This is a genomic window from Variovorax sp. RTB1, assembly GCF_035018765.1.
GTDB lineage: Bacteria > Pseudomonadota > Gammaproteobacteria > Burkholderiales > Burkholderiaceae_C > Variovorax.
Genome location: NZ_JASJXG010000012.1, coordinates 85,677 through 111,010 on the forward strand (window position 1 = coordinate 85,677; position 25,334 = coordinate 111,010).

Here is a 25,334-nt window from a genome sequence, read left to right on the forward strand (position 1 = left end):
CAGCGCTGATGGAAGGAGCCACGCTGTCCGTGATGTGGGCGCTGCCCTTTGCCGGGTTGCTGCTGTCGATCGCATTGCTGCCACTCATTGCGCCGCACTTCTGGCACGGGCATTACGGCAAGGTGGCGTTGGGTTGGGCGCTTTCGTTTCTGTTGCCGTTGATGGCCGTGTTCGGCTCCTCGTCGGCTGCGCATGAGCTTGTGCATGCATTGCTCGCTGAGTACGTTCCGTTCATCCTGTTGCTGGTCGCGCTGTTCACGGTATCGGGCGGCATTCATATCAGCGGCAATCTGCACGGCGACCCGCGGACCAACACGGCCATCCTTGCTATCGGCGGGCTGCTGGCGAGCGTCATGGGCACCACCGGCGCTTCGATGTTGTTGATACGTCCGCTGATCCGCGCCAACGACAACCGGGTGCACAAAGTGCATACGGTGGTGTTCTTTATCTTCATCGTGTCGAACATCGGTGGCTCGCTGACGCCGCTGGGCGATCCGCCGCTGTTCCTCGGCTTTTTGAAAGGCGTGGATTTCTTCTGGACTGCGCGCAACATCCTGCCCGAGACACTGCTGCTGGTCGCCGCGTTGCTCGCCATCTTCTATTTGCTAGACCGCCATTGGTACCGCAAAGAAGGCGTGCTGCCGCAAGACCCGACGCCCGACACCGGGCGCATCGGCATCGACGGTGGCGTCAACTTCATTTTGCTGGCCGGCGTGATCGGATTGGTGTTGATGAGCGGCCTGTGGAAGTCGGACATGGTGTTCGATGTGTACGGCACGTCGGTCGGGCTGCCGGGACTGGTGCGCGATGTGGGCCTGGTGGTGCTGACGCTGATTTCGCTCAAGCTCACCGCCGCCCCGGTTCACGCTGCCAACCAGTTCGAGTGGGAGCCGATGCGCGAAGTGGCCAAGCTCTTCGCCGGCATCTTCGTGACCATCGCGCCGGTCATCATGATGCTCAAGGCAGGGGCGGCTGGGCCGTTCGCCGCGGTGGTCGCAGCCGTCACGCTGCCCGGTGGTGAACCGAACCCGCCGATGTATTTCTGGGCCACCGGTTTGCTGAGCGCGTTTCTTGACAACGCACCCACCTACCTTGTCTTTTTCAACACCGCCGGCGGCGACGCGGACGTGCTGATGACCGCACGCGCATCGACCCTGGCCGCCATCTCGGCTGGCGCGGTGTTCATGGGGGCGGTCAGCTACATCGGGAATGCACCGAACTTGATGGTCAAGGCCATCGCCGAGAGCCGGGGCGTGCGCATGCCGGGCTTCTTCGGCTACATCGCGTGGTCGTGCACCATCTTGCTGCCGCTTTTTGTCGTCTGCACGTTCCTGTTTTTTCGCTGAACGTCCACTGAAAGGATCACCATGAGCAAACCAAAAATCCTGATCGCGCGAGCCATATTTCCCGAGACCATCGATCGCCTGTCGCAGCACTTCGACGTCGAATCCAATCAGGCCGACGACGTGTGGTCGAAAGCCCGGCTTATCGACAAACTCAAGGGCAAAGCCGGCGTGTTCACCACCGGCAGCGAGCGCATCGATGGCGAGTTGCTCGACGCTTGCCCCGAGCTGAAGATCTGCGCCAACATGGCCGTCGGCTACAACAACTTCGATATCGAGGCCATGGTCTCTCGCGGCGTCACGGGCACCAATGCACCCGACGTGCTGACCGAAACCACCGCCGACTTCGGCTTCGCGCTGCTGATGGCCACTGCGCGCCGCATCGCCGAGAGCGAGCACTACTTGCGCGCCGGCAAGTGGACGAAGTGGGCCTACGACATGTTTTCGGGCTCCGACATCCATGGCGCCACGCTCGGCATCATCGGCATGGGTCGCATCGGACAGGGCATCGCCAAACGCGGTGCGCACGGCTTCGGCATGAAGGTGATCTATCACAACCGTTCGCGGCTCGACGCTGCACTCGAAGCCGAGTGCAAGGCCAGCTATGTGGGCAAGGAAGAATTGCTGAAGACCGCCGATCACGTGGTGCTGGTGGTGCCTTACACACCAGCGTCGCATCACACCATCGGTGCCGCTGAACTTGCGCTGATGAAGCCGACCGCCACGCTGGTCAACATCGCACGCGGCGGCATCGTCGACGATGCGGCGCTGGCTGCTGCATTGCGCGACAAGCGCATCGCCGCGGCGGGCCTCGACGTGTTCGAAGGCGAGCCCGAAGTGCATCCCGATCTGCTCACCGTGCCGAATGTCGTGCTGACCCCGCACATCGCCAGTGCGACGGTACCGACGCGGCGTGCCATGGCCGAATTGGCAGCGGACAACCTGATCGCGTTCTTCGAGGGCAAGGGGCCGGTGACGCCAGTCACACCCCTGGCCCCGGCAGGAACATAAACCGTCGACATGCCATTCGATTTCCCATTGATCCTTCTCGTGTCGATGGTGCTGGCGGCTGTCGAGCTGGTGCTCCTCGTCTGGTTGCTGGCACGTCGTGCGCCCAAGCAGGATCACACCGAACTGATCGCGACGCTCGGCGCTGGCAACGAGCGCATCGAGCGCGAGTTACGCCGAGAGATCGGCGAGAACGCGCGTGGCACGCGGCAGGAAACGGCACAGGTCTTCGCGACGTTCCAGCATGCTTTGCTTCAGCAGGGTGCCGAATCGACCCGCACGCAGAACGCGCAGATCGACGCGTTCGGCCAGCAATTGGCAATGCTGCAAAAGACCCTGGCCGACACGCTCAACACGCAGTTGCAAGGCCTCTCGGAATCGAACGCACGGCGCTTGGCCGAGGTGCGCACCACCATGGAAACGCAGCTCGCGCAGCTTCAGCAGAGCAATACCGCCAAGCTCGAAGAGATGCGCAAGACCGTCGACGAGAAGCTGCAAAGCACGCTGGAGGCGCGCCTCGGCGAAAGCTTCAAGCAGGTGGCCGACCGACTCGAACAGGTGCACAAGGGTCTGGGCGAAATGCAGACGCTGGCGCAGGGCGTGGGCGATCTCAAGCACTTGCTCACCAACGTCAAGACGCGCGGCATCTTCGGCGAGGCGCAACTGGGTGCGCTGCTGGAACAGGTGTTCACTGTCGACCAGTACGCCGCGCAGGTCGTGACGCGTCCCGGTGCGCGTCATACGGTGGACTTCGCCATCCGGCTGCCGGGCCGCACCGCAGAAGGAGACGCGCTGTGGTTGCCGATCGATGCCAAGTTTCCCAACGAAGACTATGAGCGCCTGCTCGACGCGCAGCAGCGCGCCGACCCGATCGCCGCAGAACTGGCTGGCCGTGCCTTGGAGGCACGCATCTGGCTGGAGGCGAAGGCCATCGAAGAAAAGTACATCGCGCCGCCGCACACCACCGACTTCGCGATCCTCTTTTTGCCGACCGAGGGGCTGTATGCCGAGGTGCTGCGCCGCCCTGACCTCATGCAGGGGCTGCAGCGCAAGCATCGCATCACGCTGGCGGGTCCGACGACTTTGCTCGCCATCCTCAATTCGCTGCAGATGGGATTCCGTACGCTGGCGCTCGAAAAGCGTTCCAGCGAGGTGTGGCAGGTGCTCGGCGCGGTCAAAGCCGAGTTCGGCAAGTTCGGCGATGTGCTCGCGCGCGTCAAGAACCAGGCGCAGACGGTGCTCAACACGCTGGACCAGGCGCAGACGCGCAGCAATGTCATGCACCGCGCGCTGCGCCAGGTAGAGGCGTTGCCTGAAGCCCAGGCGCAGGTGCTGCTGCCACCGGCCCTCGAGGGAGATGATGAGACGCCGTGACAGCTGAACTGCTGCGCCTGATCCTGGCGCAGGTCTGCCTGCATGCCGTGATGACCGGCACGCGTCTCGCCGCACCGCTGCTCGCGCTGCAGCAGGGCTATAGCCCGGCGGCCGTCGGCGTCATGCTGGCGCTGTTCGCGCTGACGCAGGTTTTTCTGGCGCTGCCGGCCGGGCGTTTCGCAGACCGGCATGGCTTGCGCAAGCCTCTCTTGATCGCTGTTGTCTCTGCGGCACTGGGCGCTGCTTTGTGTGCGGCGTTTCCGGTCTTTCCGGCGTTGTGCGTCGCCGCACTTCTCACCGGTGGCGCAACCGGCATCGCAGTGATCGCATTGCAACGACACGTCGGCCGCGCTGCACAAAGTCCGGCTCAGTTGAAGCAGGTTTTCAGCTGGCTGGCCATCGCGCCGGCTGCCGCCAATTTTGTCGGTCCGTTCGCCGTCGGTCTGCTGATCGACCATGCGGGCGGCGCGCCCGGCGACATCGTCGGCTACCGTGTGGCATTCGGACTGCTGGCGCTGCTGCCGCTCGCCTGCTGGTGGCTGGCGCGCAGTGCACGCGACCTGCCGATGCCGCCGTCGGTCCTCGGCGCAACGAAGCCGCGCGCCTGGGATCTGTTGTCGGAGCCGATGTTCCGTCGGCTGTTGTTCGTCAATTGGCTGCAGTCCGCGTCGTGGGACGTCCACACATTCGTGCTGCCGCTTCTCGGTCACCAACGCGGCCTGAGTGCCTCGGTCATCGGGTCGATCCTCGGTGCGTTCGCGGTGGCCGCAGCCGTCGTGCGCGTGGTGCTGCCGGCCATTGCATCACGTGCCAGCGAGCGCAGCGTGATCACCGTATCGAACGTCGTCACAGCGCTCGTGTTCGCTGTCTATCCATTCATGACCACGGCCTTCGGCATGGGTTGCTGCTCGGTCGCGCTCGGCCTGGCACTGGGCGCAGTGCAGCCGATGGTGATGAGCATGCTGCACCAGACAACGCCGCATTCACGTCACGGCGAGGCACTCGGCTTGCGCCTGATGACGCTGAACGCATCGAGCGTGGCGATGCCGATGCTATTTGGTGCGGCTGGCGCTTTGATCGGCGTGGCGGGCGTGTTCTGGATCGTCGGCGGCGTGGTGGCTGCCGGCACGCGCTCTGTATGGGGCCTCAAGGTGCCGCCGCCCGAAGCACCGGCACCGGAGGCACAGACGGCTCAGAGCTTGTAGAAAGCCTTGATGGCTTGCCAAGCATCGGCGGGTGCGTCGACGTATTCGAAGAGCTTGACGTCGTTGGGCGAGATCACGCCTTCGTCCACCAGAAAATCAAAGTTGAGCAGCTGCTTCCAGTAGTCGGAGCCGAACAGCACGATCGGCACCGGCTTCGACTTCTTGGTCTGGACCAGCGTGATGACCTCGAACAGCTCGTCGAGCGTGCCGAAGCCGCCGGGGAACGCGACCAGTGCCTTCGCCCGCATCATGAAGTGCATCTTGCGGATCGCGAAGTAATGGAACTTGAAGCTCAGCGCTGGCGTGACGTACGGGTTGGGTTCCTCTTCCATCGGCAGGGCGATGGCGAGGCCGATGTTGAGACCGCCGCCTTCGTAAGAGCCTCGATTGGCGGCCTGCATGATGCCGGGGCCGCCGCCGGTGCAGATAAAGAGCTTGTCTTCCGGTTCCTTGTCGTTGCTGTACTGCGCGACCATCTTGCCGAAGGCTCGAGCCTGCTCGTAGTAGTGCGAACCGCGTGCCAGACGGCGCAGCCGAGCCACGGCGACGTCGTCACCCGCCGCTTCCGCCTGGGCGATCAGCGCGCCGGATTCTTCTTCGCTCCGAAAGCGCGCGCTGCCGAATACGACCACGGTGTTCTCGATGCCGTGCGCTCGCATCTCGATGTCGGGCTTCATCAGCTCCAGCTGCATGCGAAGGCCGCGGGTCTCGCGGCGCAACAGGAATTCCGGGTCGGCGAACGCAAGGCGGGACGGGTCCGGATCGAGCGGCAAGCCCTTGTCGGAGTGGGTTTGCAGCGTCGCCCAGGCGTCGGCCAGGCGTTTGTCGTGGAGGTTGTGTGTGTTGTTCATGCGTTGGCTCCGGGAGTCTTGCTGATTGTGCTTGCTGCGTCTGCAGGAGAGGCCACAGCAGGATACGGGCCAGCTCACTCGGCAGCTTGGGGAACGGTCAGAGACTGGGCAAGAGAGAAGGTCGGGTAAGACATAAAAAAAGCTCCCGAGGGAGCTTTTTCGACAGCGGGCGAAACGCTAAAGGAGCGCTCAGACGCGCTTGCGGTATTCGCCGGTGCGCGTGTCGATTTCGATCTTGTCGCCTTGCGCCACGAAGAGCGGCACCGGTACTTCGAAGCCGGTCGAGATCTTGGCCGGCTTGAGCACCTTGCCCGACGTGTCGCCCTTGACGGCAGGCTCGGTCCAGGTGATTTCGCGCTCGACGCTGGTCGGCAGTTCGACCGAAATGGCCTTCTCGTCGTAGAACACGACTTCGAGTGTCATGCCGTCTTCAAGGTAGTTGAGCGCGTCGCCCATGTTCTCGGCTTCGACTTCATACTGGTTGAACTCGGTGTCCATGCAGACGTACAGCGGGTCGGCAAAGTACGAGTAGGTGCACTCTTTCTTCTCGAGCACGATCTGGTCGATCTTGTCGTCGGCCTTGAAAACCTGCTCGGTGTTGAAGTTGGCGACCAAGCTCTTGAGCTTCATTCGGACAGTGGCGGAATTGCGGCCGCCGCGGCTGTATTCGGTCTTGAGGACGACCATGGGGTCCTTGCCGTGCATGATCACGTTGCCGGCGCGGATTTCTTGAGCGATTTTCATATCAGGGTCTCTGGATGTTGGGCCGCTCGGTGCATCGGAAAGCCAGTGTGGCGGTCTTTGTCCAGTGCGACCTGGTGATGCATGGTTCCCGCGGCGGGTTCGGCGGTCTGACCGCAAAGCCAGCTATTTTAGCTTTTCCCGGCGCACATCTGCATCAGTTGGGTGACGAGGTCGTCTTGTGCGAGGAGGCGGTCACGCGCCGCGTTGATCGTGGCCTGCCATTCAGCGAGCGCTTCGGCTTCGAGTGCGGGCAGTGCCGCTTCGCCAGAATCGACACCGCCAAAGCCGTTCCATGTCCTATGAAACGCTCGCAGCGACGGTGGAGCATCGAGCCAGTCGAGCCATGCGCCGAGCTTGACGTGGTGCGCGTCGTCGTCCTGCGGATAAATCTGCCAGACCATGGGCGCGCCGGCCCAGAGGGCGCGCACGAAGGAGTCTTCGCCTCGTACGAAGTTGAGGTCGCAAGACCACAGCAGCCTGTCGAAATCTGGCTGCGTGAGATGCGGCAGGTAGGAGATGGACAAGGCGCCTTCGCTTGTTGAAGCGGCATCATGCTTGGCATTGCTCGACAGGCACGCTTGCACTGCCAAGGTCGCACGGCCGGCAGTCACTAGCAGCCGCGTCGGCTCCATCGCGGTCGCCAACTGGTTCAGCAGACCAGCGAGGGCGGGGGGCTCGTAGCAGAAGAGAGAAATCAATCGTTCGCCATGCCAGTCGATCTGTCGCTGCGCCAGCCAAGCTGCACGATCGAATCGTGTGCGTTCGGCCATGAGGTCGGGTTCACGCAGCAACCCGCCAGTGCCTGCCGTAAAGCCGGGATAGAAGAAGCGCTTGGTCAGGTCGGCGCCTGGACCGCGAAAGACAGGAGAGGGCAGACTGTGCAAACGCTCGACATAGGGTTCGGCCGAGAGGTATTCCAGATTGATCCACGGCCGGCGTCCTTGCGGCAATGCAGTGGCGTCTTGCGCGTTTGCAAAACGCTCGATCAGTTCGGGCGCCGGGTCGCAGCCGAAGGCCTCGATCAGTACGTCGGAAGAGGTGTCCGAGGCGGCGGCCTTCACTGCGTCTGGATCACTCCAGTCGATGACCGTTACGCCGGCGCGTCCCTTCGGCGCCATCCACTGCAGCGCTGACCGCTCATCAAGCCACAGGCGGACACGTTGCCCGCGCATTGCAAGCTGGCAGCACAGGCGCCAGCACACGCCCAGATCGCCGTGATTGTCGATGACCTTGCAGAAGATGTCCCATTGCATGCGGGCACTTTAGCGTCAGGGCCGACGCGCGGCATGGCTGATGTAGCCCGTGCCGCCGCGCCACAATAGCCGCCATGTCAGACGTGCATTCCGATCAACTGTTGAGTGAAGTGGCGGCCCTGCCGCAATTGCCGGGCGTGTACCGCTATTTCGATGCGGCGGGCGCCGTGCTCTATGTGGGCAAGGCGCGCAACCTGAAGAAGAGGGTCGCCAACTACTTCCAGAAGAGCCACGGCGGCACGCGCATCGGCCACATGATCTCGAAGATCGTGCGCATGGAGACGACCGTGGTGCGCTCGGAAGCCGAGGCGTTGCTGCTCGAAAACAACCTGATCAAGTCGCTCAAGCCGCGCTACAACATTCTCTTTCGCGACGACAAGAGCTATCCGTACCTGAAGATCGCTTCGCACACGTTTCCGCGCCTCGCCTACTACCGCGGCGCAACCGATCGCAAGCATCGCTACTTCGGGCCCTATCCGAGCGCGTGGGCGGTGAAAGAAACGATCCAGCTCCTGCAGAAGGTTTTCAAGCTGCGCACCTGCGAGGACACCGTGTATGCGAACCGGACGCGGCCGTGTCTGCTGTATCAGATCAAGCGTTGCACCGGGCCGTGCGTCGGCAACATCACGCCCGAGGACTACGCGCACGACGTGACCAACGCCGAAGCCTTTTTGATGGGTGACACGCACCTCGTGCTGACTGCGCTCGAAGGCCGCATGACGAGCCACGCGGAGCGGCTCGAGTTCGAGCAGGCGGCCGAGCTGCGCAACCAGATGTCGGCGCTGTCGCGCGTGTTGCACCAGCAGTCGATCGAGATCGCCTCGGACAAGGACGTCGACATCCTGGCGGTGAAGGTGCAGGGCGGCAAGGCCTGCGTCAACCTGGCGATGGTGCGCGGTGGTCGGCACCTCGGCGACCGGCCCTACTTCCCCGTGCATGTGGAAGACGCGGCCGCCATCAACAGCGATGACTTCGAAGCCGAGCAAGCCGATGTAGCCGATACGGGCGCACCGGCTGCTGCCGTCGATTCGGTCGAGGTCCAGGTGCTCGAGGCATTCATCGCACAGCATTACATCGACGTGCCGGTGCCGGCCACGCTGGTGTTGAGCGAACTCGTCAGCCGCGAGCTGATCGAGGCGGTGTCGCAGCAGTCGGGCACGCGGATCACGGCCGTGTTCCAGCCGCGCGAGCAGCGTCGGCGCTGGCTGGAAATGGCGCAGACCAATGCCGGCCTGCAGCTGGCGCGCCTGCTGGCCGAAGAAGGCTCCCAGCAAGCGCGGACGCGGGCACTGACCGATGCGCTCGAACTCGCTCCTGACGATCTCGACAACTTCCGCGTCGAGTGCTTCGACATCTCGCACACGGCCGGCGAGGCCACGCAGGCATCGTGCGTGGTGTTCGAGCATCACACAATGCAGAACCGCGAATACCGCCGCTACAACATCGAGGGCATCACGCCGGGCGACGACTACGCCGCCATGAGGCAAGTTCTGCACCGTCGTTACAGCAAGCTGGCTGAAGTCATGGCGGCAGAGACGGATGCGCCGACCGCGGGCGATGCGAGCGGCGCTGGCACCGATGCGCCCGCCAAAACCCGTGCCGCGCGCATGCCCGACCTGGTGCTGGTCGATGGCGGCAAAGGCCAGGTGTCGATGGCGCGCGAAGTCTTCGGCGCGCTGGGGCTTCCACTTTCGCTGATTGTCGGTGTCGAAAAGGGCGAGGGGCGCAAGGTCGGGCTGGAAGAACTGGTGTTCGCCGATGGGCGCGAGAAGGTCTACCTGGGCCGCGATTCCGCCGCGCTCATGCTGGTCGCGCAAATCCGCGATGAAGCGCATCGCTTCGCCATCACAGGCATGCGTGCCAAGCGCGCCAAGGTGCGTGTGGGCGGCAGTCAGCTCGAAGACATTCCGGGCATCGGTCCCAAGAGGCGTGCGCGTTTGCTGCAACGTTTTGGCGGCATTCGGGGTGTGGCGGCAGCGAGCGTCGAAGACATCGCGTCGGTCGACGGCATTGCGACGGACCTGGCCGAAGAGATCTATCGGGCGCTTCACTGACACAGGTCTGCAAGAAGCGCCGTAACCCCGTCATCGAACCACGTCACAATCGACCGATGTTCTGGACTCTGCCGACCATCATGACCTGGACGCGCATCGTCGCGATCCCGTTGATCGTCGGCGTGTTCTATTTGCCCATCGCCGAGCCGATGCGCAACTTGATCGCGACGGTGATGTTCATCATCTTCGCCTTGACCGATTGGCTCGACGGTTACCTGGCACGCAAGCTCAACCAGACATCGGCTTTCGGTGCATTCCTCGATCCCGTGGCCGACAAGTTTCTGGTCTGTGCTTCGCTGCTCGTGCTGGTACATCTGCAAAGGGCCGATGTGTTCGTCGCGCTCATCATCATCGGCCGTGAGATCGCCATCTCTGCGTTGCGCGAGTGGATGGCGCAGATAGGGGCGGGAAAAAGCGTCGCCGTGCACATGCTCGGCAAGGTGAAGACGGTTGTGCAGATGGTCGCAATACCGTTCCTGCTGTTCAACGGAAGGCTCTTCGGCCTGATCGACACCGGGTTGTGGGGTCACTGGCTGATCTGGATTTCTGCCGTGCTTACGGTCTGGTCGATGGTGTACTACCTGCAGAAAGCCATTCCGGAGATCAGGGCGCGGGCCAAATGACTTTCGCGAGAACATGACGGCCCGCGGCGCGGGCTGGTTGCGAGCGATGCCGGTCGTGTTCGTCTTGATATGGAGTACCGGCTTCATCGTTGCGCGCTACGGCATGCCCTTCGCGCCGCCGTTCAAGTTTCTCGCTATGCGCTACGCGCTGTCGCTTGTCTGCTTCTATGCATGGGTCCGGCTGGCGCACGTGACCTGGCCTGCATCGCGCTCCCAATGGGGACATCTCGCGGTGACAGGCACGCTCATTCAGGCGGGTTATCTCGGGGGCGTATGGGCTGCAGTCAAGCTCGGCATGGGCTCGGGGTTGGTGGCATTGCTCGTCGGGGTCCAGCCTGTGCTGACGGCTATCTGGATGTCGATGCGAGGCGGCGCCGTCAGCCGCCGCCAATGGGTGGGTTTGTTGCTCGGCTTCGCCGGACTGGTCCTTGTCGTGGCTCGCAAAGTCGGGCAGGGCGGCGAGGTGACGGGCGTCACGATGAGCCTCGCCTTGCTCGCATTGCTCTGCATCACCGCAGGCACGCTGTACCAAAAGAGGTTTTTGGCGCCATGCGATGTGCGCAGCGCCAGCGTGGTGCAACTCGGCGCGGCGCTGATCGTGACCTTGCCTTTCGCAATGCTCGAATCCGAGGCGATTCAGTGGAACTCGCATTCGATCGGCGCCTTGGCGTGGTCGGTGTTGGCACTGACATTGGGCGGCAGCTCGTTGCTCTACATCCTCATTCAGCGCGGCACTGCGACAGCCGTAACAAGCCTGCTTTATCTGGTGCCGCCTTGCACAGCCGTCATGGCATGGCTGCTGTTCGATGAGCCGATCACCGCGGTCACCTTGGCAGGTATCGCGCTGACCGCCATCGGTGTCAGCCTGGTAGTGCGCGCGGAACGCTGAACCGGCGCTGACGATTCCATGCAGGTGACCGTGCGACGCACAATCCGATGATGTTCAGCGCGATGACTCAGTTCACACCCTTCGACGTACAGAGAGAAGGCGTCGTGCTGCACGGCCGCATCGGCGGCAGCGGTGCGCCCTTGCTCCTGCTTCACGGTCATCCACAAACGCATGTCATCTGGCACCGTGTGGCACCTGCGCTGGCAGAGCGCTTCACCGTCATCGCGATGGACCTGCGCGGTTATGGCGATTCGGGGCGACCGGCCGACGATGCAAACCATGTCGCTTACAGCAAACGCGAAATGGCACTCGATGCCATGGCCGTGATGGCGCATCACGGATTTTCACGCTTCGGCGTGCTGGCGCACGACCGCGGCGCGCGCGTGGCGCACCGGCTCGCCGCCGATCATGGTGAGGCAGTCGATCGCATGCTGCTGCTCGACATCGCCCCGACGCTGTCGATGTACGCGAACACTTCGGAAGCGTTCGCGCGTGCCTATTGGCACTGGTTCTTCTTGATCCAGCCGCCGCCCTTGCCGGAGGCGCTCATCGCATCTGATCCGGTCCGTTATGTGCGCAGCGTGATGGGCGGGCGGCACGCGGGGCTCGCACCTTTCGCGCCGGAGGTCATGGCGGAATATGAGCGTTGCATCGGCATCGATGGCACGGCCGAATCGATCTGCGCCGACTACCGGGCATCGGCCACGATCGACCTCGTGCACGATCGCGAGGACGTTGCTGCCGGCCGCAAGCTCGCGTCGCCATTGCGCGTGCTGTGGGGCGAACATGGCGCGGTCGGCAAATGCTTCGATGTGCTGGCGCTGTGGCGCGAGGTCGCGCACCACGTGTCGGGCCATTCGATACCGTGCGGCCATTACGTCCCTGAAGAAGCGCCCGATGCAGTGCTCGCCGAAGCATTCGACTTCTTTTCGCCCCTGAACAAAACATAACCAACCCACAAGGACAGAGATCATGACCAGTCACAGAATCGCAGTCATTGCCGGCGACGGCATCGGCAAGGAGACCATGCCCGAAGGCCTGCGTGTGCTCGATGCTGCTGCGCGCAAGTTCGGCATCGATCTTAAGTTCGACCACTTCGATTTTTCGAGCTGGGACTATTTCGAGAAGCACGGGAAGATGCTGCCGGACGACTGGAAGAAGCAGATCGGCGGGCATGACGCGATCTTCTTCGGCGCCGTTGGCTGGCCGCAAAAAATTGCGGACCATGTGTCCCTGTGGGGCTCGCTGTTGCTGTTCCGACGAGAGTTCGATCAGTACATCAACCTGCGGCCCGCGCGGCTGATGCCCGGCATCATCGCGCCGGTGGTGCGCCGCGACGGCTCGCCGCGGCTGCCCGGAGAGATCGACATGTACATCGTGCGCGAGAACACCGAGGGCGAGTACTCGAGCATCGGCGGGCGCATGTACGAAGGCACGCAGCGCGAGATCGTGGTGCAGGAAACCGTGATGTCACGCGTCGGCGTGGACCGCGTGCTGAAGTTCGCTTTCGAACTGGCGCAGTCGAGGCCCAAAAAGCACCTCACCAGCGCGACCAAGTCGAACGGTATCTCGATCACCATGCCTTACTGGGACGAGCGTGTGGTCGAGATGGCCAAGAACTACCCGGGAGTAACGCTGGATAAGTTTCACATCGACATCCTGACTGCGCACTTCGTGCAGCGCCCCGACTTTTTCGACGTGGTGGTTGCGAGCAATCTGTTCGGCGACATCCTGTCGGATCTGGGTCCGGCTTGCACCGGCACCATCGGTATTGCACCGAGCGCCAACCTCAACCCCGAACGCACCACGCCATCGTTGTTCGAGCCGGTGCACGGCTCGGCGCCGGACATCGCCGGCAGAGGCATCGCCAATCCTATCGGCCAGATCTGGTGCGGTGCAATGATGCTCGAATTCCTCGGCCACAAGAACGCGCATGACGCGATTCTCACAGCCATCGAAAAGGTGCTGGCACCGCAGAGCGGCGCACCGCGCACAGCGGACATCGGCGGCGACGCCGGCACCGCCGACGTGGGAAAAGCGATCGCCGCGGCGCTTTGAGACAACAGTTCAAAAGGACTTGAAAGCAGTTCGCGAAAACGCCCCTAAAATCGCGACCCTCACAGAGCTGAGCAGCGTCGTGTCGTATTGACACCCCGTACAGCAGTGGTTGTAATCTTTTTCGGCAGTGCGCTGTCGACTCGTCAGAAAGCCCATTCTCTTGCCAGAACGAAACGGCATTCGTGTCGCCGAGAGGATGGCTGCGCCGCTGACGACACCCGATCAATTTTCAATACCTACAAGGGGCCCTTGTGAATAAGACCGAACTGATTGAGCACATCGCGAAGAACGCCGACATTTCCAAAGCAGCCGCTACCCGCGCGCTGGAATCCACCATCGGCGCCATTCGCACCACGCTCAAGAAGGGCGGCTCCGTTTCGCTCGTTGGTTTCGGCACTTTTGCCGTTGGCAAACGAGCAGCCCGCATAGGCCGCAATCCGCGCACCGGCGAGGCGATTAAAATCAAAGCCGCCAAGATTCCGAAGTTCCGTCCGGGCAAGGCGTTGAAAGACGCGTTGAACTGAGACATCGTTTCCGGTGGGGTGCTTAGCTCAGCTGGTAGAGCGGCGCCCTTACAAGGCGTAGGTCGGGGGTTCGAGCCCCTCAGCACCCACCACCACGATCCGATGCAAAGGCGAACAGGTTGTTCGCCTTTTTTATTGCAGAGCCGACCGGCACACGTGGTCGTGAAAGAGAGTTTTCAATGTTCGATTTCTTCCGCAAGTACAACAAGTTCGTGATGGTGTTCTTGTTCTTGTTGATCATTCCTTCGTTCGTGTTGTTCGGAGTGGAGCGCTACCAGGGCGACGGTCAGGGCGAGAAGGTCGCTACGGTCGATGGCCAGGCGATAACGCAACCTCAATGGGACCAGGAACACCGCAACGAGATCGATCGCATTCGTCAGCAGAACCCGAGCGTCGATGCTGCGCTGCTCGACACTGGCGCTGCTCGCTATGCAACGCTCGAGCGCATGGTGCGAGACCGTGTGCTCGCTGCCGCGGCGGCGAAGAGCAACATGACCGTGTCGGAAGAGCGCCTGTCGCGCCTGTTCGCCGAGGACACGGGTCTGGCATCGTTTCGCGGTGCAGATGGCAAGTTCGATCGCGCGCAGTTCATGCGTGCCACTGGCCGCACGCCGGAGCAGTACGAAGCAGCTGTGCGTTCGGACCTCTCTACCCAGCAAGTGCTGTTGGGCGTATCGGGTACGGCCTTCGCGACTCGAGGCCAGGCCGATGCGGCGTTGAATGCGTTCTATGACAAGCGTGAAGTCCAGGTGGCGCGCTTCAATCCGACCGACTTTGCAGCTAAATTGACGGTGACCGACGCCGACTTGCAGGCCTATTACGACCAGCACGCTACTCAGTTCCAGCGGCCCGAGCAGGCGAGCATCGAGTACATCGTGCTCGACATGGACGCCGCAAAAAAGAACATCGTGCTCAATGAGGCCGACGTCAAGAGCTACTACGAGCAAAACAAGGATCGGCTAGGCACTAAGGAAGAGCGACGCGCGAGCCACATCCTCATCACTGCACCCGCCACTGCGCCCGCCGCGGATCGCGAGAAGGCCAAGGCCAAGGCCGAGCAGCTGCTGGCCGAAGTCAAGAAGGCGCCCAACAGCTTCGCCGAAGTTGCACGCAAAAACTCGCAGGATCCCGGTTCGGCAGAGAAGGGTGGCGACCTCGATTTCGTGATGCGCGGCGCCATGGTCAAGCCCTTCGAAGATGCCATGTTCGCGCTCAAGAAGAACGACATCAGCGATGTGGTCGAGACGCAGTTCGGTTATCACATCATCAAACTGACCGACATCAAGCCATCGTCGGTTCAACCCTTTGAACAAGCCCGTGCTGGCGTCGAGAACGACTTGCGTACCCAGCAGGCCACCGTGGAGTTTGCCAAGGCCGCTGATGCGTTCAAGGATCTCGTGTACCAGCAGCCGGACAGCTTGAAACCTGCAGCGGACAAGCTCAAGCTCTTGATCCTGAAAGCTGCGGACGTGCAGCGCACGCCCGCCCCGGGCGCGACCGGCGCGCTGGCGAGCCGAAATTTCCTGGCCGCGTTATTCACGCCCGATTCGCTCGAACGCAAGCACAACACGGACGCGATCGAGGTCGGCGCCAACCAGCTCGCTGCGGGCCGTGTGACACAGTACGCCACGGCGCGCACATTGCCTTTCGCCGAGGTCAAAGACAAGGTGCGTACACAACTGCTGGCTGAGCGTTCATCGGCCCTGGCCAAGTCCGAGGGCGCTGCCAAGCTGGCGGCATGGCAAGCGGATGCCAAAGCTGCAACCTTCGGCGCACCGGTTACCGTGTCGCGGCTGGATGTGCAGTCGCAACCGATCCCGGTCGTCGAGGCCGCACTTCGCGCCGACACGACCAAACTGCCGGCGTTGATGGGTGTCGATCTGGGCGCTGAAGGCTATGCGGTGGTGAACGTCCTCAAAAGCATTCCTCGCGCTGCCCCGACGCCGGAGGTCGCCCAACAAGAGGCCGGACAAATCGCCCAAGCGGTTGCCAGTGCCGAAAGCACGGCGTACTACGACATGCTGAAGCAAAGGTTCAAAGCGGAAATCGTGGCGAAGAAGCCCGCCGATTCGGCGCTGCCAGCGATTCGATAGCCTTTTGACGCTACAATTGCGCGCTCTCCGGTGGCTGTAGCTCAGCTGGTAGAGTCCCAGATTGTGATTCTGGTCGTCGTGGGTTCGAGTCCCATCAGCCACCCCAGATTTATGTGAAAATTGAAAAAATTGCGAAAACGCGCCGGTTCCTGTGACCGGCGCGTTTTTTTTATTGCCGATCGATTTCGCAATTGCAAATTGAATTAGAATTTTCGCCTTGACTCATTCAATCCAAGGAATATTCTGATGGCTTCCACCCTCGCCGATCTCAATTCTCAGATTCAGAAGCATGATGAACAGATCGCCCAATTGCGCAAGCAAGCAGAAGAACTGCGAAATCATGAACGTGCAGGCGTTGTCGAAGAGCTGCGCAAGAAGATCGCTGAATACGGAATCTCGGCGGCTGACCTAAAGCTGACTGGGCGTGGCCCGGCTAAACGGCCGAACGTCGTACCTGCCGCTAAAGGCGTTGCCAAATACAGGGGCCCGGCCGGTGAAACATGGTCGGGCGGAAGAGGGCGCAAGCCGCGTTGGGTGACTGAAGCGCTGGCCGCCGGAAAATCGCTTTCGGATTTCGAGATCTGACGCTTCACCCGAGGAATCGGTTAAGTAATAAAAAGCCCGCTTCAGCGGGCTTTTTCATGGGTGGACGGTTTCAGCCGATGCTGCGGCGCAGCGGTATTGCCGAAAGACTATAGGGCCGTCGCTATTGCAGCGCCGCGTGAACGGCGTCGCCGGCATATCAGTTAACCATCACCAGTTTGCCTTTGACGCCACGTGAGCCCATGTGCGCGTAGGCGGCTTTGAGTTCTGACATCGGCATCGTGCTGTCGATAACCGGTTTGATCTTGCCCGCGCCGTACCACTGCGCCAATTCGGCCATCATCTGAGCATTGGCTTTGGGCTCCCGTTTGGCGAAATCGCCCCAGAACACGCCGACCAACGATGCACCTTTGAGCAGCATCAAATTCAATGGCAACGATGGGATCGGACCAGACGCAAAACCGACAACCAGATAACGACCGCGCCACGCGATCGATCGAAATGCGGGCTCGGCGAAATCGCCGCCGACCGGATCGTAAATAACGTCGGGGCCTTTGCCCTCGGTGGCCGTCTTAACGGCATCGCGAAAGCCGCCGGGCAATGCGTGCGTGGTGTAGTTGATCGTCGCATCGGCGCCGATCGATTTGCAAAGCGCGCATTTCTCATCCGTCGATGCGGCCGCAATCACTTTGGCGCCCGTAGCTTTGGCAATTTGAATGGCCGCGGTGCCGACACCACCAGCCGCACCAAGCACCAGCACCGTCTCGCCAGCCTTCAATTGCGCACGATCTATCAGAGCGTGCCAAGAGGTGGCGTAAATCATGATGAATGCCGCTGCGTCGACATAGCCGAATCCATCTGGCAGCGGCATGCACAGCGCTGCAGGTGCCAGGGTGTGCGTGCCGAAGCCGCCGGTGCCCGACAGGCATGCCACGTTTTGGCCGACCTTCAGATGCGTGACGCCTTCGCCCACCGCCTGAACTATGCCCGCGTATTCGGAGCCGGGGACAAATGGGAGCGGCGGCTTCATCTGGTATTTGTTCTGCACGATCAGCAGATCGGGGAAATTCAGGCTGGCGGCCTTGATCTCTATCAGGACCTGCCCGGGGCCGGGCGGCGTCGTCGGCAGTTCTTTCCATGTCAGCGCATCGACGCCGATAGGGTTTTCGCAAAGCCATGCATGCATGTTGTGTCTCCTGAGGTCCGGGGGATCGGTGGGGCAAATGCGGGCGATGATAGGCGGCGTGTTGGAGTGCCGTTGTCCCTGCCGTGACGCAGCCGCCACTTACAATAAAGCGTACTCTCCGACGTCATGAAAATACTCATTTCCAACGACGACGGCTTCCAGGCGCCGGGCATCGTTGCATTGCACGCCGCGCTCAAGGACATCGCAGATGTCGAAGTCGTCGCACCCGAACACAACAACAGCGCGAAGTCGAACGCGCTCACGCTCGCAGCGCCGCTCTACGTGCGCGACGCGCACAACGGCTTTCGCTATGTCACCGGCACGCCGGCCGATTGCGTCCACATCGCGCTGAAGGGACTGCTGGATTACAGGCCCGACCTCGTCGTCTCCGGCATCAACAACGGTGCCAACATGGGTGACGACACGATCTATTCAGGTACCGTCGGCGCGGCCATGGAAGCCTATCTCTTCGGCATTCCCGCGATAGCGTTCTCGCAGATCGAAAAAGGCTGGGCACACATCGATGCAGCGGCACAGATCGCCCGCTTGCTGGTGCAACGCATCGAGCGCGAACGCATGCTCGACGGTGGCGCGTTCTTGCTCAACGTCAACATTCCGAACCGGCCGCTCGACGAAATCAAGCCGCTCAAGGTGTGTCGTTTGGGCCGACGTCACTCGGCAGAAAAAGTCATCACTCAAGACAGCCCGCGTGGCGAAACGATGTATTGGATCGCCGGCGCAGGTGGTGCAAAAGACAGTGGTGAGGGCACCGACTTTCATGCGACTGCGGCAGGGCATGTGGCGCTCACGCCGTTGCAAATAGACCTGACCGACCATGCCGAACTCGGTGCCTGGCGCGACTCTGTATCGCGTTTGAGCGCGGCGGACGCCTGAAGCGCGCACGTGGCCACGCAGCGCCCCAGTTTTCCGGTGCGGCTCACGCCGACCGCCGCCGCAGCCACGCGCGGGCGCTTGCCTGCGGCACCGTCAAGGCCGACGGTACCCACAATCACGGCCACGCCGTCGATGGCTTCAGATGCCATCAGGGCGCGCATGGTGCAGCGGCTCGCTGCACAGGGCATTGCCGATACGCGGGTGCTGCGTGCCATGGGTACGGTCGAGCGACATCGCTTTGTCGACAGCGCGCTGGTCAACCAGGCGTATGAAGACACCAGCTTGCCGATCGGGCTGGGCCAAACCATTTCGAAGCCCAACGTCGTGGCGCGAATGATCGAACTGCTCCTCGGTGCCCCGGCGCTGGTCGGCAAGCCGAACGACAAGCTGGGCCGTGTGCTTGAAATCGGCACCGGCTGCGGCTACCAGGCGACCGTGCTGAGCCACGTCGCGATCGAGGTCTACAGCATCGAACGGCTTCGCGGTCTGCATGAGAAGGCGAGGACCAATCTGCGGCACTTCAGGCTCGCGACAGTGCACTTGCTGTTCGGTGACGGCATGGTTGGATATGCCAGGGGCGCGCCCTATGCCGGGATCATCGCCGCGGCTGGTGGCGAGGCCGTGCCCGAGGCATGGATCGCACAGCTCGCGGTGGGTGGCCGCATCGTCGCGCCGACGCAATCTGCGGGCGGAGGTCAAGCCCTTGTTGTCATCGACAAGACGGCTCGGGGGATCGAGCGCCGCGTTCTCGAGGCGGTTAACTTTGTCCCCCTAAAATCCGGAATCGCTTAAGGAAGAACACATGCAGGGTATTGGAAGTCGGAGCTGGGTTACCGGCATTGCGCTGGTCTTGTCGCTCGTGATCGCGGGTTGTGCCGCACCGCGCGGACCCGCACCGGTCGAAGACCGCGGCACGATGAGCAAGGCGCCATCGGCAACGCCCACAACGCCTGGCGGCCCGCTCGTCACCACCGATGCCAATGGCAAGCCGCTGGCGGGTATCGAGAACTACGGCAAGCCGGGCTACTACGCCGTGCGGCCGGGCGACACCATTCGTCGCATCGGGACCGACACCGGTCAGCGCTGGCAAGACGTCGCGAAGTGGAACAACCTCGACAACCCGGACTTGATCGAAGTTGGGCAGGTGCTCCGCGTGATTCCGCCGGGCAGCACTGCAGTCGCGGGCGGACCGAGTAGCACCGACGCATCAGGCGTCATTACACGCCCCGTGGTGCCGCAATCGACGATCAGTGGGCCCGCGCCTGCGGCCGGATCCGCAACGGCCCCAACGCCGGCGGCAACGGGCCAGGCAAGCGCTGCAGCTACGCCCACGAAGCCGCCCGTCACCACGTCCTCCGTGACGCCTGCTGCGGCCGCATCGGGCGATGAAGACGTCGGCTGGATCTGGCCGGCGCAAGGCTCGCTGATCGCCGGTTTCGATGAAGCCAAGAACAAGGGACTCGACATCGGCGGCAAGGTGGGCGAGCCCATCATCGCGGCTGCCGACGGACGTGTCGTATACGCCGGCGCCGGCCTGCGCGGCTACGGCAACCTCATCATCCTGAAGCACAACAACACCTATTTGACGGCTTACGCTCATAACCAGACCTTGCTCGTCAAGGAAGACCAGTCGGTGCAAAAGGGACAGAAGATCGCCGAGATGGGCAACAGCGACGCCGACCGCGTCAAGCTGCACTTCGAGATTCGGCGTCAGGGCAAGCCGGTCGATCCGGCGCGGTATTTGCCATCTCGTTAAGCGTGCTCCGGCCGGTTTGTGCATGCCTCACTGAGACAATCGCGGCATGACGGAACAGACTGAAGAAAAGAAGACGAAGATTTATCCCGAGCCCGAGTGGCTGAACGTCGAGTCGCTCGACCTCGAAGCTCAGGGCGTGGCGCACCGCGCCGACGGCATCGTGGTGTTCATCGAAGGCGCACTGCCTTTCGAAGAAGTGCAGTTCAATGTGCACCGCCGCAAGAACAATTGGGAGCAGGGCACGGTGACGGCCATTCGTCGCGAGTCGTCGCAGCGGGTGCGGCCGGGCTGCCCACACTTCGGCATGCACACCGGCGCTTGTGGCGGCTGCAAGATGCAGCATCTCGACGCGGTTGCCCAAGTGGCGGTCAAGCAGCGCGCACTGGAAGACAACCTTTGGCACCTCGGCAAGGTCAAGCCCGAGACCATGCTCCGTCCGCTCGAAGGACCGGCCTGGCATTACCGTTATCGCGCACGCTTGTCGGTGCGCCATGTGGTCAAGAAAGGCACGGTGCTCATCGGCTTTCATGAGCGAAAAAGCCGGTATCTGGCGGATATGAAGATATGCCCCGTGCTGCCGAAGCAGGTGAGCGACATGCTGATGCCACTGCGTGCCTTGATCGGTTCGATGGACGCGCGCGAGACCTGTCCTCAGATCGAGTTGGCCTGCGGCGATGCACCTGATGGTGGTCTCGGCGTGATCGCGCTGTTGCTGCGACACCTTCACGTTCTCTCGGCCGCAGACGTCGAGCGGCTCAAGGCATTCGCGAGCGAGCACCGCGGCGTCCAATGGTGGTTGCAAGCCAAAGGCCCGGACACCGTGAAGCTATTGGAAGAGGGCGGCACGCCGCTGGCTTACGACCTGCCGGCGTTCGGCATCACGATGCCCTTTAAGCCGACCGACTTCACGCAGGTTAATCCGCACATCAATCGGTCGCTGGTCGGGCGTGCTTTGCGTCTCCTCGATGTGCAGCCGACCGAACGCGTGATCGACTGGTTCTGCGGCCTTGGAAATTTCACGTTGCCGCTTGCCAGTGTGGCGCGCGAGGTGCTGGGCATCGAAGGGAGCGACACGCTGGTGGCGCGTGCCACAGCCAACTTCGAGGCGAATCGACCCGCGACGGCCAGCCGCCGCGCGTTGTCAGCGACGAAGTTCGTTGCGCGCGATCTGTTCGAGATGACTGCTGCCATGCTGGTGGCCGACGGTGCGGCTGACAAATGGCTGATCGACCCACCGCGTGAAGGCGCGTTCGCACTGGCCAAGGCGATGGTCGAACTGCACGAAAATCCCGAACTGCGTACCGATGGCTGGGCGCCGCCGCAACGCATCGTCTACGTGAGCTGCAATCCGTCGACCTTGGCACGCGATGCGGGGCTGCTGGTGAATCAGGCGGGCTACCGATGCACGTTTTCTGGCGTGGTCAACATGTTCCCGCATACGGCACATGTGGAGTCGATCGCGGTTTTCGAACTTGCATGAAAAAAGGGCTCGAAGGCCCTTTTCATTCATTGCGCTATTGGCGCGTCGTCTTGTGCTGTTGCGCGTAATCCGACATCGCTGTCAGTCGCGTTCCCCGCCGAAGATCCCGAGCAGTGCGAGCAAGCTCTGAAAGACGTTGAACAGGTCCAGATATAGCGCCAGCGTCGCGGTGATGTAGTTCGTCTCTCCACCGTCGATGATCTGCTTCAGGTCATACAGCATGTAGGCCGAGAAGATTCCGATGGCCGCGACCGACATCACCAGCATGCCGGTGGTCGAACCGACGAAGACGTTGATGACGCCACCGATCAACAGCGCCAGTACGCCGACGAACAAAAACTTGCTCATGCCCGACAGGTCGCGCTTGATGACGGTGGCCAGCGAGGCCATCACGAAGAACACACCGGCGGTCCCGCCGAAGGCCGTCATGATGAGTTCGGACCCGTTTTTGTAGCCGAGAACCATCGCGATAAGCCGCGACAACATCAGGCCCATGAAGAAGGTGAAACCGAGCAGTACCGGCACGCCGGCGGCGGAATTCTTGGTCTTCTCGATGGCGAACATGAAGCCGAACGCACCGCCGAGGAACACCATCAAGCCGAGCCCTCCGGTAAGTGCGCCAGTAATACCAGTGGCCACGCCGAACCAGGCGCCGAGCACGGTTGGAATGAGGCTGAGCGCAAGCAACCAGTAAGTGTTGCGCAATACGCGCTGTCGGTCGGCTTGTGGCAAGGTCTGGCCGAATGGCCCTTGGCCGGCGGCGGTTTCGAGGGTCTTGACGCGGTCGTTCATTGCTGAAACTCCTTGGATTGCTGCTAGCCAGCAGGTGGGCGCATTCTAGGGGGCTGCAAGAGCGTTGCGAGACAAAAATCTACATTCGCGTAGAGCTACGGAATGTAAGAGCTGGCGGGCTCTCGCCGTTATGCTTTCGCCTTTCACATCCTGCTTTTGACCATGAAAACCAAATCATTCCTCGAACTCGCCGACGTCAAGGTCATTGCCGCCGCAGCGGAGTCCGAAGCGCTCAAAAACAACTGGGCCGTGACTATTGCCATCGTCGATGACGGCGGACATTTGCTGTGGCTTCAGCGTATGGACGGCGCCGCAGCCCTTTCCTCGCACATCGGGCCAGCCAAGGCCCACACGGCCGCGTTAGGCCGTCGTGAGAGCAAAGGGTATGAAGACGTTATCAACGGCGGTCGCACTGCATTTTTGACTGTGCCCGGCGTCCATGCTTTGCTCGAAGGTGGCGTTCCGATCGTGAAAGACGGCATCGTGATCGGCGCTGTCGGCGTGAGCGGCGTGAAGTCGAATGAAGATGCGCAAATCGCGAAGGCCGGGATCGCCGCCTTGGGGCTTTGATCCTCCAGGCGTCGAGTTCCGCTCGCTGACAAAGGCAAAACGCCGACTCTTGAGTCGGCGTTTTTCATGAACGTTCAGCGTGAAAAAAAGCTTGGCTGGTCGGCGAACCGTTGGCTAGCAAAAAACGACCCTTCGGAGATGAATCTCCTTGAGTCGCCCCACGATGAAACTTGCGCAGTGGCGTGTCGGTCCCTAACTATTTAGTGAGGATCAACTTGCCGAGTTTGGTGGCCTGCAGCCGGTAAAGCGAACCGTTGTGCAGGATGCCGACTGTTTTGTTGCCGCGAAGAAGTTCTGCGCTTTCGACCAGGCCTGCTGCTGGACTGGAAGCTGTCGTCTGACTTGTGCCGCGCCCCGAGTTGTCGAGCGATGGATGGTTCAAAACGGTAAACGCCTTGGCTGGGGTTGGCATATGAATCCTTTGCACGGGTGAGGCTGACTAACGAAACCGCGTCTGAGGCCTGCTTCTGAATCGATAAGTAAATGATAACTATTCTCAAATACAAAGTCAATCGTGGCGATCAACTAAATTGACTTGCGAAGCGCTTCATTTCTGATCCGGCTCAGTGATAAAGCCAATCTTTCGCACACCTGCTTCACGTGCTTCCGACATCGCCTTGGCGACTCGCTCGTAGCGCACTGCCTTGTCGCCACGGATATGCAACTCCGGCTGTGGCTCCTTGGCCGCTTCGGCGCTCAGTCGACCCGGCAACTCGCTGTCTTCTATCTTCTGTTCGTTCCAGTAATAGGTGCCATCGGCCGCCACGCTGAACAGTATGTTCTGCGGCTTGCTCTGCTCGGGCTCGCTCGTGGCGCGAGGCAGATCGATGGCCACGGCGTGCTTCATTACCGGCACGGTGATGATGAAGATGATGAGGAGCACCAGCATGACGTCGACCAGCGGCGTCATATTGATCTCGTTCATCACTTCATCGGGTTCATCTTGGGTTCCGAAAGCCATGTCGATCAGCCTTTCTTGAGCGGCACGACGATGGCTTCGTTGCCGCCACTCTGGACGCGTGCACCGGTCACGAAGTAGGCATGCAAGTCATGCGCGAAGCTGTTGAGCTTGGTCAGCACGAACTTGTTGCCGCGTACCAGTGCGTTGTAGCCGAGTACGGCCGGGATGGCGACCGCCAGGCCCAGCGCCGTCATGATCAGCGCTTCGCCGATCGGCCCGGCGACCTTGTCGATGGTGGCCTGGCCCGCCGTGCTGATACTCATCAACGCGTGGTAGATGCCCCAGACCGTACCGAACAGGCCGATGAAAGGCGCCGTGGACCCCACAGATGCAAGGATCGCCAAGCCGGTTTGAAGGCGTGCGGTGAACTCGTCGATGCCATTGCGCAAGCTGCGCGTGACCCAGTCGCTCACATCGAGCGTGTCGTGGAGATGCGCCTTGGTGTTGCGATGGTGCGCAGTGGCTTCACGGCCCTCGAGTGCCAGCGCGCGAAACGGATTGCTGTCGTCCTTGCCGAGTTTTTGCAACGCCGTCGCAAAATCTTCGCTGTGCCAAAAATCCGATGAGTGCTTTGCCAGTCGCTTGTATTTGATGACGTCGACCGCTTTGATGATGATGACGATCCAGGATGCGAGCGACATGCCGATCAGCATCACGGCGACGGCCTTGGTGACGATGTCGCCCTGATTCCAGAGGTTCATCAGGCCAAATTGATTGTTCATTCGGGGTCCAGGCTATTCGGAAAGGGTAAAACTGATTGGCGCATTGAACAGAAAAACTGTCTCTGAGTTGCCGCTAACGATAGGGGTGATTTGTGAGCGCAACACGGCGTCGGCGGCAGCACGATCGAGCCGCTCAAAGCCGCTCGATTTCGCAATCTCTGCGCGTTTGGCCGAACCGTTGCTGCTGAAGTAGGCCGCGATGATCACGGTCCCACTCTCGTTGAGCTTTTTACTCATCGCGGGATAGCCGGGCGACGGCTTGCGTATCCATTGCACTTGGCCCGCGCTCAGTTCGACCAGCTTGGGCGCCGGCGGTGCGGGCGGCTGCGCTGGGGGGGCGGGAGGCAAAGGCGGCGCGGCTGGAGCCGGCGGCTGTGCAGGCGGCGGCGGCTCCACTACACCAACCGGCGC

At 61.8% G+C, this 25,334-nt stretch carries 26 protein-coding genes and 2 tRNA genes; 19 read left to right on the forward strand and 9 right to left on the reverse strand.

What is annotated here, in order from left to right; all coding sequences use genetic code 11:
- The first annotated feature begins 8 nt into the window (after window positions 1-8).
- The 4 genes from QN397_RS10485 to QN397_RS10500 are packed head-to-tail and all read left to right on the forward strand — an operon-like array spanning window position 9 to window position 4,930.
- A complete protein-coding gene (locus QN397_RS10485) occupies window positions 9-1,346 on the forward strand; it encodes a sodium:proton antiporter (RefSeq protein ID WP_323496539.1) in 1,338 nt (445 codons plus the stop codon).
- Between the two features lie 21 nt (window positions 1,347-1,367).
- Window positions 1,368-2,354 (forward strand): D-glycerate dehydrogenase, encoded by a 987-nt coding sequence (locus tag QN397_RS10490; RefSeq protein ID WP_323496538.1) that lies wholly within the window; start codon window positions 1,368-1,370, stop codon window positions 2,352-2,354.
- A 9-nt stretch (window positions 2,355-2,363) separates the two neighbouring features.
- Window positions 2,364-3,725: a DNA recombination protein RmuC gene (locus tag QN397_RS10495; RefSeq protein ID WP_323496537.1), complete on the forward strand. Its 1,362-nt coding sequence runs from the start codon at window positions 2,364-2,366 to the stop codon at window positions 3,723-3,725.
- Entirely contained in the window at window positions 3,722-4,930 is a 1,209-nt protein-coding gene (locus QN397_RS10500) for an MFS transporter (RefSeq protein WP_323496536.1), read from the forward strand. Before QN397_RS10495 ends, QN397_RS10500 begins: the two co-directional genes overlap by 4 nt.
- Here the strand turns inward: QN397_RS10500 and QN397_RS10505 are convergent.
- From QN397_RS10505 to earP, 3 genes are all read right to left on the reverse strand, one after another.
- Entirely contained in the window at window positions 4,918-5,781 is an 864-nt protein-coding gene (locus QN397_RS10505) for a TIGR00730 family Rossman fold protein (protein ID WP_323496534.1), read from the reverse strand. The genes QN397_RS10500 and QN397_RS10505 overlap by 13 nt on opposite strands.
- A gap of 189 nt (window positions 5,782-5,970) precedes the next feature.
- Window positions 5,971-6,525 carry an elongation factor P gene (gene efp, locus QN397_RS10510; RefSeq protein ID WP_068632364.1) on the reverse strand — a complete coding sequence of 185 codons (555 nt, stop codon included), beginning with the start codon at window positions 6,523-6,525 and terminating at the stop codon, window positions 5,971-5,973.
- A 128-nt stretch (window positions 6,526-6,653) separates the two neighbouring features.
- Entirely contained in the window at window positions 6,654-7,778 is a 1,125-nt protein-coding gene (gene earP / locus QN397_RS10515; RefSeq protein WP_323496533.1) for an elongation factor P maturation arginine rhamnosyltransferase EarP, read from the reverse strand.
- A gap of 74 nt (window positions 7,779-7,852) precedes the next feature.
- Here earP and uvrC point away from each other — a divergent pair, with 74 nt between their 5' ends.
- The 10 genes from uvrC (at window position 7,853) to QN397_RS10565 (ending at window position 16,604) form a co-directional block, all read left to right on the forward strand.
- Window positions 7,853-9,832 (forward strand): excinuclease ABC subunit UvrC, encoded by a 1,980-nt coding sequence (gene uvrC / locus QN397_RS10520; RefSeq protein ID WP_323496532.1) that lies wholly within the window; start codon window positions 7,853-7,855, stop codon window positions 9,830-9,832.
- Window positions 9,833-9,888: 56 nt separating this feature from the next.
- Window positions 9,889-10,455 carry a CDP-diacylglycerol--glycerol-3-phosphate 3-phosphatidyltransferase gene (gene pgsA, locus QN397_RS10525; RefSeq protein ID WP_187052614.1) on the forward strand — a complete coding sequence of 189 codons (567 nt, stop codon included), beginning with the start codon at window positions 9,889-9,891 and terminating at the stop codon, window positions 10,453-10,455.
- Window positions 10,456-10,468: 13 nt separating this feature from the next.
- Window positions 10,469-11,344: a DMT family transporter gene (locus QN397_RS10530; protein ID WP_323496531.1), complete on the forward strand. Its 876-nt coding sequence runs from the start codon at window positions 10,469-10,471 to the stop codon at window positions 11,342-11,344.
- Between the two features lie 62 nt (window positions 11,345-11,406).
- Window positions 11,407-12,294, forward strand: coding sequence for an alpha/beta hydrolase (locus QN397_RS10535; RefSeq protein ID WP_323496530.1), 888 nt, complete (start codon window positions 11,407-11,409; stop codon window positions 12,292-12,294).
- A gap of 22 nt (window positions 12,295-12,316) precedes the next feature.
- Window positions 12,317-13,402 carry a tartrate dehydrogenase gene (locus tag QN397_RS10540; protein ID WP_323496529.1) on the forward strand — a complete coding sequence of 362 codons (1,086 nt, stop codon included), beginning with the start codon at window positions 12,317-12,319 and terminating at the stop codon, window positions 13,400-13,402.
- 251 nt (window positions 13,403-13,653) lie between these two features.
- Window positions 13,654-13,926 carry an HU family DNA-binding protein gene (locus tag QN397_RS10545; RefSeq protein ID WP_187052611.1) on the forward strand — a complete coding sequence of 91 codons (273 nt, stop codon included), beginning with the start codon at window positions 13,654-13,656 and terminating at the stop codon, window positions 13,924-13,926.
- A gap of 16 nt (window positions 13,927-13,942) precedes the next feature.
- Window positions 13,943-14,018 (forward strand) — tRNA-Val (locus tag QN397_RS10550).
- 87 nt (window positions 14,019-14,105) lie between these two features.
- On the forward strand, window positions 14,106-16,019 hold the full coding sequence (locus tag QN397_RS10555) for a SurA N-terminal domain-containing protein (protein ID WP_323496528.1): 1,914 nt from the start codon (window positions 14,106-14,108) through the stop codon (window positions 16,017-16,019).
- A 30-nt stretch (window positions 16,020-16,049) separates the two neighbouring features.
- Window positions 16,050-16,125, forward strand: a tRNA-His gene (locus tag QN397_RS10560).
- Between the two features lie 140 nt (window positions 16,126-16,265).
- Window positions 16,266-16,604: an H-NS histone family protein gene (locus QN397_RS10565; protein ID WP_323496527.1), complete on the forward strand. Its 339-nt coding sequence runs from the start codon at window positions 16,266-16,268 to the stop codon at window positions 16,602-16,604.
- Between the two features lie 157 nt (window positions 16,605-16,761).
- Here QN397_RS10565 and QN397_RS10570 read toward each other — a convergent pair whose 3' ends face one another.
- Window positions 16,762-17,748 (reverse strand): NADPH:quinone oxidoreductase family protein, encoded by a 987-nt coding sequence (locus tag QN397_RS10570; protein ID WP_323496526.1) that lies wholly within the window; start codon window positions 17,746-17,748, stop codon window positions 16,762-16,764.
- A 126-nt stretch (window positions 17,749-17,874) separates the two neighbouring features.
- Here QN397_RS10570 and surE point away from each other — a divergent pair, with 126 nt between their 5' ends.
- Genes surE through rlmD form a run of 4 tightly spaced genes read left to right on the forward strand, consistent with a single transcriptional unit; the run spans window position 17,875 to window position 21,878 of the window.
- Window positions 17,875-18,642, forward strand: coding sequence for a 5'/3'-nucleotidase SurE (gene surE, locus QN397_RS10575; protein WP_323496525.1), 768 nt, complete (start codon window positions 17,875-17,877; stop codon window positions 18,640-18,642).
- A gap of 9 nt (window positions 18,643-18,651) precedes the next feature.
- On the forward strand, window positions 18,652-19,434 hold the full coding sequence (locus QN397_RS10580) for a protein-L-isoaspartate(D-aspartate) O-methyltransferase (RefSeq protein WP_323496524.1): 783 nt from the start codon (window positions 18,652-18,654) through the stop codon (window positions 19,432-19,434).
- A 10-nt stretch (window positions 19,435-19,444) separates the two neighbouring features.
- Window positions 19,445-20,398, forward strand: coding sequence for a peptidoglycan DD-metalloendopeptidase family protein (locus tag QN397_RS10585; RefSeq protein WP_323496523.1), 954 nt, complete (start codon window positions 19,445-19,447; stop codon window positions 20,396-20,398).
- A 46-nt stretch (window positions 20,399-20,444) separates the two neighbouring features.
- Window positions 20,445-21,878 carry a 23S rRNA (uracil(1939)-C(5))-methyltransferase RlmD gene (gene rlmD, locus QN397_RS10590; RefSeq protein WP_323500850.1) on the forward strand — a complete coding sequence of 478 codons (1,434 nt, stop codon included), beginning with the start codon at window positions 20,445-20,447 and terminating at the stop codon, window positions 21,876-21,878.
- Between the two features lie 81 nt (window positions 21,879-21,959).
- Here the strand turns inward: rlmD and QN397_RS10595 are convergent, their stop codons facing one another.
- Window positions 21,960-22,670, reverse strand: coding sequence for a Bax inhibitor-1/YccA family protein (locus QN397_RS10595; protein WP_323496521.1), 711 nt, complete (start codon window positions 22,668-22,670; stop codon window positions 21,960-21,962).
- 162 nt (window positions 22,671-22,832) lie between these two features.
- Between QN397_RS10595 and QN397_RS10600 the strand changes: the two genes are divergently transcribed.
- Complete coding sequence (locus QN397_RS10600) at window positions 22,833-23,240, forward strand: heme-binding protein (RefSeq protein ID WP_323496520.1); 408 nt, start codon at window positions 22,833-22,835, stop codon at window positions 23,238-23,240.
- A 196-nt stretch (window positions 23,241-23,436) separates the two neighbouring features.
- On the opposite strand, the gene hemP is transcribed toward QN397_RS10600, so the two are convergent.
- The 4 genes from hemP to QN397_RS10620 form a co-directional block, all read right to left on the reverse strand.
- The gene (hemP, locus tag QN397_RS10605) at window positions 23,437-23,652 is read right to left on the reverse strand and encodes a hemin uptake protein HemP (protein WP_323496519.1); all 216 of its coding nucleotides are present in this window, start codon (window positions 23,650-23,652) and stop codon (window positions 23,437-23,439) included.
- 135 nt (window positions 23,653-23,787) lie between these two features.
- Window positions 23,788-24,201 carry a biopolymer transporter ExbD gene (locus QN397_RS10610; RefSeq protein ID WP_323496518.1) on the reverse strand — a complete coding sequence of 138 codons (414 nt, stop codon included), beginning with the start codon at window positions 24,199-24,201 and terminating at the stop codon, window positions 23,788-23,790.
- 5 nt (window positions 24,202-24,206) lie between these two features.
- The gene (locus QN397_RS10615) at window positions 24,207-24,923 is read right to left on the reverse strand and encodes a MotA/TolQ/ExbB proton channel family protein (protein ID WP_323500851.1); all 717 of its coding nucleotides are present in this window, start codon (window positions 24,921-24,923) and stop codon (window positions 24,207-24,209) included.
- A 12-nt stretch (window positions 24,924-24,935) separates the two neighbouring features.
- Window positions 24,936-25,334 (reverse strand): energy transducer TonB (locus tag QN397_RS10620; RefSeq protein WP_323500852.1); only part of this gene is annotated, 399 nt, incomplete at its 5' end.